This window comes from Paenibacillus popilliae ATCC 14706, from assembly GCF_000315235.1.
GTDB lineage: Bacteria > Bacillota > Bacilli > Paenibacillales > Paenibacillaceae > Paenibacillus_B > Paenibacillus_B popilliae.
The window spans coordinates 1-9,338 of the sequence record NZ_BALG01000372.1 but is presented as its reverse complement, the minus strand read 5'-3'; the positions used below and the strand labels follow the sequence as shown (position 1 = coordinate 9,338).

Here is a 9,338-nt window from a genome sequence, read left to right as displayed (position 1 = left end):
TGTTATCCTGAGAGGTACTCGGGGCGTTATACAGTTTAAACGTGCTATATTGGTAGTCTGTCTTGAAGACCATCGTGCGGTCTGCCTTCACATTTGTCGCGAAATAAGCGAAGTCCTCACTCCCCGTATAATTCAACGTACCAGGCGCTATGATAGCCTGCGAGATCCGCAACACAATCGCTGCCTCACTGTCTCCTGCGAGCGCTTTGAGATAATACGTGTCCGTGTCCTCTGCTGTATAGATTAGCCAGTTCGTACCACTGCTCGCTACGCGCGTGCCGTTGCTTGTATACATTTCTAAGCCTGCGGCTCCAGTAGCTTGAAAGCTTACAGCGACTCCCTTCGTCAAATCCACCTTGAGATAGACACTTTCATGGGCGTCCATGTCCTTGCAGGTGAGCTTGGTTAGTTCCCCCGCCGTAAGCTTCACCCGAGAGGCGTTAGCAAAGTCAATGCTGCTCGGCTTGGCGCCAAGCGCAAGATCACTCTCGGCCATCCACTCCACGTCGGCTACTTCATCGCTTTCGTCATCATTGGGCACCGTCCAGGAGACTATTTCATCACTTTCGTCGGATGCTGCTCGTTCCACCTTGGGTACGAACCGGGGGTCTTCGTCTTCTGCACTGTCCGCCTTGTCCGCATAAACCGTTGCTGGCGCCAGCGCAGTAATTTCCAGAGGTGAAAACACCCCCGCTAGCAAGCTAATACATAAACCTATAAAAATCCCCTGTACATAAGCATTCGCTTGCATTTTGCTCTCCTCTGTTCCTCAGACCAACTCTGTCGTTGTTCATTGAGTCTCCCTTCTTTTTCATCATGCACATGTAAGCAATTCCTGTTGTTGAATCGTGTTGAAAAAAAATCCCTTTCACATCTTACATGGTTATATTTATATATTTAATTGTTTTTTTATGAATATATGTAAATTCAATCATATTAAGCCAAGAAGAAGGGATACGCGGGTTGTTGTAGAACAAAATAGGGCCCCATCGGAAATACCGATGAGACCCTTTGGTTACTACAGGATATTGACGACAAAGCGGCACTTGCCAGCGCCCTAAATTCCTCCTATTGTTAGGTTTGCTAAGAACATAACGAAGGAGGAGGGGAATCGTCATCCCCCCCTCCTGGATGCGGCTGGGCCTATTCAGTCACACCGTTTTGCGCCGCACGTAATAGGTGAACACATGGGATAGGACGACTTTGAGTGCCGCAAAAAACGGTACGGCCAGAATCATTCCGATGATGCCGGCGAGCTGTTCTCCGACAAGCAGGGCAAAAATGATGGAGAGCGGATGCATATGCAGGGTTCGGCCAACCACCTGAGGCGAGATAATGTTCCCTTCGAGAATTTGACAGATCGTATTGACGGTAATGACGAAGATCATCATCTTCAGCGACACGGTCGAGGCGACGATTAGGGCGGGAGCCGCTCCGAAATAAGGACCGAGATACGGAATGATGTTGAAAATGGCCACGAACAGCGCCAGCAGCAGCGCGTAAGGCAGTCCGATCAGCAAGTAGCCAACATAAGCCAGCACCCCGATAATGACGCAGACGAGAACTTGCCCCCGGATATAGCTGCCGATCGCATGATCGATTTCTTTGAGCATCATCACCATATGCTTACGGTGCGTTTTGGGCACATAGGCGATAACGGTTCGTTCGAACACATTGAAGTCTTTCAAAATATAGAAAATCAAAAAAGGAACGATAAGCGCCATCATGAGGATGTTAAGCGTAGCGCCGAGGTTGTTCATCAATTCCGTGATTACCTTGCCTACCCGCTGCTCCATGCCGTACATCCAGTCGTTCAGACTGCTCCGGACCGACGTCGGCATGAGTGACGACTCGCTCAGCCCATCCATCAGTTTCTCCGCCTTCGCATTCAAGTGAGGCATCTGCTCGTTCAATTCCTCCAGTTGCTTCATGATCATCGGAATCATATTGATGAGCAGTACGGTAACGCAGGCGATAAATACCACATAAATAAGCAGCACCGCCATCGGACGGGGAACTTTGCGCTCGCACAGCATATTGACGACCGGATTAAGCACATAAGCGATAATCAGCGCGATGAGGAACGGGGCAAGCACCGACTTCACAATCCCGTACACATGGCCCAGAAGTGGCTTCAATAAATACAAGAGGTACAGGATGAACAGGGTGATCAGCACATATACGCCATTGACGAACAGCTTGTTTTTCCAAAAACGCTCCACTGTATTCCACACTCCGTTCAGACGAGCATCATACAGTAAAGTATGTGTAGCTATATGAAAATTAACTCGTCCGGCTGGCCGTTCCTCATTTTCCAGATGCGCTGATTGTCGCTGCCGCGGAAGCGAAGGCCGGGACGGCGGCGCTCGATCAGGAACCTGCCGTCCACCAGCACATCCGTCAGCCGCAGCAGCTCCCGCTGATCCCGGGTTCCCTCCTGCAGCAGTTCCTCCACCGTGTACCCGGTGTAGCACCAGACCGTCCGGCCCGCCTCCTTCGCGATATGGGCCAACTTGGCTAGCCCCCGGGCCTGAAGGAACGGCTCGCCGCCCGACAAGGTAAGATCGGTGAGCGGATTGGAGAGTACGTCGGCCGCTGCCGCCTCTACGCTCATCAGCGTGCCGCCGTCGCTGCGCCAGGAGCTTGGATTATGGCATCCCGGACAGCGGTGGGGACAGCCGCTAACGAACACGACCGTCCTTAGCCCTTCTCCGTCCACGACACTGTCATGTAGTATCGACATCACCTGCAAGCTCATCGATGCTTCACCCGCTCGCTTTCCTCGCTTTGCTTAGCCGAATTCCACTTGCTCATATCGCCGACCAGATAACCGGTAATGCGGCGAATGCGTTCAATGTCTTCTTCGGTGCCGCCGCATACGGGGCATGCATCCTCGATCATGTCCTGATGGCCGCAGCGGCGGCAGCGGTCGACCGGATGGTTCATCGATCCGTAACCGATCCCGTGCTCTGCCATCGCGCGCACAATCCGATCGAGTGCTTGCGGATTCGCTTTGGCGCAGCCGTCCAGCTCGACATATGTAATATGTCCGGCGTTGCACAAGGCATGGTACGGCCCTTCGATGCGGATTTTGTCATACGCCTTGATCGGAAAATAGACCGGAACATGAAATGAATTCGTATAATAATCGCGATCAGTAATTCCTGGAATGCGGCCGAAATCATCCTGATCGCGCTTCGTGAATTTGCCGGACAGCCCTTCTGCCGGGGTCGCGATAAGCGAATAGTTCATCCCGGTGGCCTCCACGGCTTCGTCCATCCGCCGACGCATATGCCCGATAATCTCAAGACCGAGTCGGCGTGCGTCCTCGGATTGACCGTGATGGCACCCAGTCAAGGTGACCAGCGCCTCGGCCAGCCCGATGAAGCCGACGCTGAGCGTGCCCTGCTTCAATACGTCGCGCAGCTCGTCCTCCGGCTGAAGCCGCTCACTGCCGCGCCAGACGCCTTGCTGCATCAGGAAGGCGAAATCGCGGGCCTGCTTGTGTCCTTGATATTCAAAGCGCGCGGCCAACTGTCTTACGGCAATGGCCAGCATTTTGTCCAGCAGGCTGAAAAAAGCTTCCTTCGTGCGGGCCAGCAGCGCAATCCGCACCAGATTAAGCGAGGTGAAGGACAGATTGCCGCGTCCCTGCGGCGTCGACGGGCCATTCGCGTTGGCCATGACCCGGGTGCGGCAGCCCATGTAACAGGCCTCGCTCTCCGGCGTTCCGTCGTCATACTCCTTGTTGAAGGCCGCGTCCAGGAAAGCGAAGTTCGGGAACAGCCGCTCCGCCGTCGTGGCCAGCGCCAGCTCATACAGATCATGGTTCGGGTCTTGCTCCTCGAAGTTGACGCCTGTTTTTACCTTGAAGATCTGGATCGGAAAGATCGGTGTCTCTCCCTTGCCCAGGCCCGCTCTCGTCGCCAGCAGCAACTGTCTGACAAGCATGCGCCCTTCAAGTGACGTATCCGTGCCGTAGTTGATGGAAATGAACGGAACTTGTGCCCCGCCGCGCGAATGCATCGAATTGGCATTATGAACGAAGGCTTCGCATGCCTGGTACACGTCGCGCTCCGTCAGCCGCCATGCTTCCTGATCTCGGTCGATCTCCGGCTGCAGGGACAGCGATGCAAGATAGGCCAGGTGGCGCCGGAACGTCTTGCCTACATACGGGGCAAGATCGTAATCGAAGGCGGGATACGCTTGTCCGCCATGCTGCTGGTTCTGATTGGCCTGCAAAATGATCGAGGCGAGAGCGAGCGCGCTCTTGATATCCTGCGGCTCCCGCATATGGCCGTGGCCGGTATTGAAGCCCCGCTGCAAAAGCTGTCCGAGCGGGATTTGACAGCAGGTTGTCGTTCCGTATGCGTAGAAATCAAGATCATGAGGGTACAGCAGATTGTCCTCCACCGCTTCCCGAGCTTCCGGGGCAAGCAATTCATTCATCGCATACCAACGTGAGCATTCGCTGGCCATCTTGCTCATGATGCCCATCGGAGAGCGGCCGTCCACATTCGCATTCTCGCGCATCAGATCCGAATCGCTGCCCCGTACAATGTCGTGCAGCGACGCCGTCAGCGGATGATGGTCCGGCCGCGTGCCGCCCTCCCCCTTCCGGGTGTTCCCCCATGATGCCCAGGGCATCGGTCCGGCGCCCCCCGCACTTTCTTCGGCAACGTTCGCATCGCGCCATCGCGGCATAATCGTCATCGCTACTCCACCCTTCCCTATCGTCTCTATTGAAATACCAATCGCCCGAAATACTATATGTAGTATTGTAGATTCGAAAAAGACACAATATGTATTATCTACAAATGCGAAAGGTTGCAATATGAGATCGGTCACAGCCGGACATCTGCCTGAACGGCACAAAGCGTCCATGCGCCGTTAGAGGGTAGCATGAACGCTATTGTCTGTCTTATGTCGATTAATGCCGATTTGGATTCCCCGTTATGTAGAAGCATGTGTTTCCGGATAGGATGGTGTCATAAACTCGTCGCCAAAAAATAAATCGTCGAGCGAGCTCAACGTTCCGTCTTCCTCCACCTGGAACACCGACATTTTATCGCCATTCACAGTCAACTCGATAAAGCATCCCCAGCAATAGAACTGGTGGGAGCCAATTTTCCCGATATCTTTGGAATTGCAATTCGGGCATCGCATCATCGTTCTTCACCATTCCGTCCATTAGACTAATTTGATTGTACACTTGTACTTTCGCTTCCGCTTCCGCTCTCTTCTACGACGATTACATCGGTGCCCCATTTCAAGCGGCTCATTCCTTCAATCTGCCGTCTTCCTTCCAGAAGATCCGCAAGCAGACCGTCTGAAATTTCCAGACCTGTTATCTGGTTACCCATATTGGGCTGAAAATAAACATCGGCGACCCATCCGAGCTGGGAGCCTTCCGAAGTCATTACCGGCAATCCCTTCAATGCCGCCTCTCCCGACAGAAATGCCCGTTCCAGCAAGACGCTGACTGTCATCTGCACGGCTTCGCCGCTCGCAATCATGACCGCGTCATCCCCACATGCGGTCACATCCTCCCACCGTACCCGCATGTCCTGTTTGGGGACGCGGCTGACAAGGAGAAGATGGGTGATCTCCCATTCGGAAGTCATGCAAATATCTTTCACTTTGGAAATTTGCTTGCCTGTACCGATATCGAACACGGGCAGGCCGATCAGTTCCAGCAGCTTCATTCAGGGGGTCCTCCTTCGGTTCATGGCACACGCGGCTGCGCCCTACAGGCGCGCCTCTTCGCCGATAGCGCACCATTCGCCACGGATCCCGCCCCTTGATAATATCCGGTAGACTCCTTAATTTTTAATACGGACGCGCTTGGCGATGGTTGCAATTTGTTGCGACACAATATCGGCTTGCTCTATAGTATTGCCCAATCCGAAGCTGAATCTAACGGCGGTGCTCTTGCGAAGCTCGGACAGCTTCATCGCTTCGAGCACATGCGACACTTCCAAGGAACCGGAAGTGCAGGCAGAACCGCTGGCCGCCATAATGCCCGCCAGATCAAGATTCATCAGCAGCGTCTCTGTCGCAACATCCAGCACGCTCACATGGAGAATGTGAGGCAGATGCCGCTCGAGATGCCCATTGTACACGACCCGATCACCTAGCCCGTCAACCAGCTTCGACCAGAGCGCTGCCCTCACTTGCCTAATCTGGCGCACCTTGTCCTCCCGCTCATCCTCTGTGACGCGAAGCGCTGCCGCGAAGCCCGCAATTCCAGCCACATTCTCCGTACCCGCCCGACGCTTCCGCTCCTGATTGCCTCCGTACAGCATCGGTTCCCAATCGGTCCCTTGACGGATATACAGGCAGCCGACTCCCTTCGGTCCATTCATCTTGTGGGCCGAGAAGCTGGCCATGTCGACCGGCCAATCCTTCAGTTGGAACGGCAGCAGTCCCAGCGCCTGAACGGCGTCGGTATGCATCACAATCCCCTGTTCGCGCACCATCTGGCCGATCTCGCGAATCGGCTGAAGCGTACCCACTTCGTTGTTGCCCGTCATTACGCTCACCAGGCAAGTATTCGGCCGGAGCGCCTCCTGAATGCGCTCCGGCGCGACGAGACCCGTGTCGTCCGGAGCGACGTAGGTAACTTCCACTCCGAATTGCTCCAAATAATGGCAAGTGTGGAGCACCGCATGATGCTCCACTTCCGTCGTTACGACATGAGGTGGACGTTCTCGTCCGTGCTTCCGCCAGGCGGCATGGACAGCGCCGATCAGCGCGGTGTTATCGCTTTCTGTACCGCCGCTTGTAAAGACGAGCTCCTGCGGCCGGCAGCCCAGGCGCTCCGCGATGCCGTCCCGCGCCTTCGTCAAGGCCGCTGCCGCTTCGCGGCCGGCAGCGTGAACGCTGGAGGCATTGCCGTACACGTCCCGCATGACGGCGATCATCGCTTCGGCTGCCTCCGGGTGAAGCGGCGTCGTCGCAGCATGATCGAAATACATTCGTTCCATTTCGGTTCCCTCACGATCGTCAAATATAGAACATATAGCTTTCCTGCTCGTTCTCATCCTTATATGAGATCAGATCCGCCAGCGTTGTCGAATCGAGCACCTGGGCGATGCTGTCGCGAATGCGCAGCCACAGATCGCGCTTGGCCGGCTCGTCCTCTTCCATGAAGTCGACCGGCGAGATCGGGCCTTCCAGCACGCGAATAATTTCGCCTGCCGTGACCTGCTCCGGGCTTCCCGGCAATATATAGCCGCCGTACGCCCCCCGTATGCTCTTGACCAAGCCCGCGTTGCGGAGCGGCGCAATCAATTGTTCAAGATAGTGCTCGGAGAGATTATTTTTCTCCGCGATGCTCTTCAAGGAAATCGGACCTTCGCCCCAGTTTCTAGCCAGCTCCATCATAATCGTTAGCCCGTAGCGACCTTTTGTTGATATTTTCATGGTTACACCTCATTTATTGGTTGTTCCTATCCAATTCAATGTATTCCGATTAAGGCACCCCGTATATCGTAACATAACTATCTCCGTTATGGACAATAATCTAATCGGCTATTCGAATTTTGTGAAGGAGGCATTACACTTAGACCAAGGCATGCACGATAACCACCTGTAGAATACTAGTAGGTAATCGAGCTTCCCTTCGTTGGGCGGTTTTTTCCACCCTCTGTTTCAGCCGGATATGTTACAATAGAGTGATACGATAATCGCGGGTCCCGACCGGACAACGCCAGCACGCCTGGCTAGGCCGGCCCGCAGCAAAGACGGTGAGTTCATGACAACTGCGAATGCCCATACCCGTGTCGTCGTCGGCATGTCGGGGGGCGTCGATTCCTCCGTAACGGCCTTGCTGCTTAAGCAGCAAGGGTACGACGTCATCGGCATTTTTATGAAAAACTGGGATGAACCCGACGAATTCGGACATTGTACCGCCGAGGATGACGCCGAAGACGTGCGCCGGGTCTGCGAGCAGATCGGCATCCCTTATTATACGGTCAACTTTGAGCGCCAATATCACGATAAAGTGTTCTCCTACTTCCTGGAGGAGTACCGGCGCGGGCGGACACCGAACCCGGATGTCATGTGCAACCGGGAGATCAAGTTCGGGGAGTTCTTGCAAAAGGCACTTGATCTCGGCGCCGACTACGTGGCAACGGGCCACTATGCCCGCATCGTGCGGGAGAACGGCCAGGCCAAGCTTCTTCGCGGCATCGACCGCAACAAAGATCAGACCTATTTCCTGAACGCCTTGAATCAGGAGCAGCTCGCGCGCGCCATGTTCCCGATCGGCCATCTTCCGAAGCCGGATGTCCGCCGGATCGCGGAAGAAGCCGGACTCGCCACCGCGAAGAAAAAGGATAGTACCGGCGTCTGCTTCATCGGGGAGCGCAACTTCAAGGAGTTTTTGCGTCAATACTTGCCTGCGCAGCCGGGGGATATGATCGACATCGTCAGCGGAGAAGTGAAAGGCCGTCATGACGGCCTGATGTACTACACGCTCGGGCAGCGCCAGGGCCTCGGCATCGGCGGTTCCGGAACAGGCGAGCCTTGGTTCGTGACGGAGAAGGATGTCGCCCGCAATAGGTTATATGTCGTTCAAGGCGAATCTCATCCAAGTCTGTATTCGACTGGGCTGCGGGCGACCGGCGTGAGCTGGATCGCGGGCGAGGCGCCGGATAGGCTGCATTGCACGGCGAAGTTCCGTTACCGGCAGCCCGATCAGGAGGTTGCCATCGAGCGGAGCGGCGACGGAGCCTATGAAGTGACGTTCGCCATGCAGCAGAAGGCGGTAACGCCGGGACAAGCCGTCGTGTTCTATGATGGCGAGGTATGCTTGGGCGGAGGAACGATCGACGCCGTCCATAAGCTGGCATGGGAACTGTAAAAGAGTTCGAATTCGGGAGAAAGGGATAAAACCTGTAGTCGGCATCGATGTCGAAAGGAAAAAGTGAAGCGTAGCTGGAGTTTGTGGATAAGCTTCTAGCTGAAGAATGGCTGGCCAAGCGAATCTTATCTTCCTTAGGCCGCCGGGAATAGGTAAAACATACCTGGCCGTTGCACTCGGGGTTGAGATGATCAAGCAACGGCATACTATGTATTTCATCACATATCCCAAATCCAATAAAATAAATTCTCGCCTGAACTCTCAGAAATGGATGAACATTCAGGCGAGAAAATTATGACTCCTCTGAAACCTACTTACTCATGTAACAAATATTTTTCTTTTGTTGACCCGCATTTGATACTTACTTAAAGACAAAAGTAAATGACGGATTGTCAAGCCAAGTGCGACAGTTCTTCTGAGAAGGATTCGTGAGCAGTCTTCCAGCCCAAACATTTTCGTGGTCGTTGATTGA

General features: G+C 54.5%; 9 protein-coding genes and 1 pseudogene. 2 read left to right on the top strand and 8 right to left on the bottom strand.

What is annotated here, in order from left to right; genetic code table 11:
- The 8 genes from PPOP_RS17480 to cymR form a co-directional block, all read right to left on the bottom strand.
- Positions 1-751 (bottom strand): hypothetical protein (locus tag PPOP_RS17480; RefSeq protein ID WP_006287996.1); only part of this gene is annotated, 751 nt, incomplete at its 3' end.
- Positions 752-1,151: 400 nt separating this feature from the next.
- Positions 1,152-2,222, bottom strand: a complete 1,071-nt coding sequence (locus PPOP_RS17475) for an AI-2E family transporter (protein ID WP_006287994.1) — start codon at positions 2,220-2,222, stop codon at positions 1,152-1,154.
- A 50-nt stretch (positions 2,223-2,272) separates the two neighbouring features.
- Entirely contained in the window at positions 2,273-2,758 is a 486-nt protein-coding gene (gene nrdG / locus PPOP_RS17470; protein ID WP_006287993.1) for an anaerobic ribonucleoside-triphosphate reductase activating protein, read from the bottom strand.
- On the bottom strand, positions 2,755-4,713 hold the full coding sequence (locus tag PPOP_RS17465; protein WP_093471107.1) for an anaerobic ribonucleoside triphosphate reductase: 1,959 nt from the start codon (positions 4,711-4,713) through the stop codon (positions 2,755-2,757). Before PPOP_RS17465 ends, nrdG begins: the two co-directional genes overlap by 4 nt.
- A 240-nt stretch (positions 4,714-4,953) precedes the next feature.
- Positions 4,954-5,169, bottom strand: a complete 216-nt coding sequence (locus PPOP_RS17460; RefSeq protein ID WP_006287989.1) for a hypothetical protein — start codon at positions 5,167-5,169, stop codon at positions 4,954-4,956.
- A 26-nt stretch (positions 5,170-5,195) separates the two neighbouring features.
- Positions 5,196-5,705 (bottom strand): PRC-barrel domain-containing protein, encoded by a 510-nt coding sequence (locus PPOP_RS17455; protein ID WP_006287987.1) that lies wholly within the window; start codon positions 5,703-5,705, stop codon positions 5,196-5,198.
- Positions 5,706-5,822: 117 nt separating this feature from the next.
- The gene (locus tag PPOP_RS17450) at positions 5,823-6,986 is read right to left on the bottom strand and encodes a cysteine desulfurase family protein (protein WP_006287986.1); all 1,164 of its coding nucleotides are present in this window, start codon (positions 6,984-6,986) and stop codon (positions 5,823-5,825) included.
- A 19-nt stretch (positions 6,987-7,005) separates the two neighbouring features.
- Positions 7,006-7,425: a cysteine metabolism transcriptional regulator CymR gene (cymR, locus tag PPOP_RS17445; RefSeq protein ID WP_006287985.1), complete on the bottom strand. Its 420-nt coding sequence runs from the start codon at positions 7,423-7,425 to the stop codon at positions 7,006-7,008.
- 331 nt (positions 7,426-7,756) lie between these two features.
- Between cymR and mnmA the strand changes: the two genes are divergently transcribed.
- Positions 7,757-8,866 carry a tRNA 2-thiouridine(34) synthase MnmA gene (mnmA, locus tag PPOP_RS17440; RefSeq protein ID WP_006287984.1) on the top strand — a complete coding sequence of 370 codons (1,110 nt, stop codon included), beginning with the start codon at positions 7,757-7,759 and terminating at the stop codon, positions 8,864-8,866.
- 115 nt (positions 8,867-8,981) lie between these two features.
- Positions 8,982-9,089, top strand: a pseudogene (locus PPOP_RS26365) (ATP-binding protein); the annotation flags it as partial.
- Positions 9,090-9,338: the final 249 nt, after the last annotated feature.

Excerpts from the sequence above, each read along its gene's own strand:
- PPOP_RS17465 (WP_093471107.1), bottom strand. The coding sequence starts at position 4,713 with ATGACGATTATGCCGCGATGGCGCGATGCGAACGTTGCCGAAGAAAGT.
- PPOP_RS17460 (WP_006287989.1), bottom strand. The coding sequence starts at position 5,169 with ATGATGCGATGCCCGAATTGCAATTCCAAAGATATCGGGAAAATTGGC.
- mnmA (WP_006287984.1), top strand. The coding sequence starts at position 7,757 with ATGACAACTGCGAATGCCCATACCCGTGTCGTCGTCGGCATGTCGGGG.
- cymR (WP_006287985.1), bottom strand. The coding sequence starts at position 7,425 with ATGAAAATATCAACAAAAGGTCGCTACGGGCTAACGATTATGATGGAG.
- PPOP_RS17450 (WP_006287986.1), bottom strand. The coding sequence starts at position 6,986 with ATGGAACGAATGTATTTCGATCATGCTGCGACGACGCCGCTTCACCCG.
- nrdG (WP_006287993.1), bottom strand. The coding sequence starts at position 2,758 with ATGAGCTTGCAGGTGATGTCGATACTACATGACAGTGTCGTGGACGGA.
- PPOP_RS17455 (WP_006287987.1), bottom strand. The coding sequence starts at position 5,705 with ATGAAGCTGCTGGAACTGATCGGCCTGCCCGTGTTCGATATCGGTACA.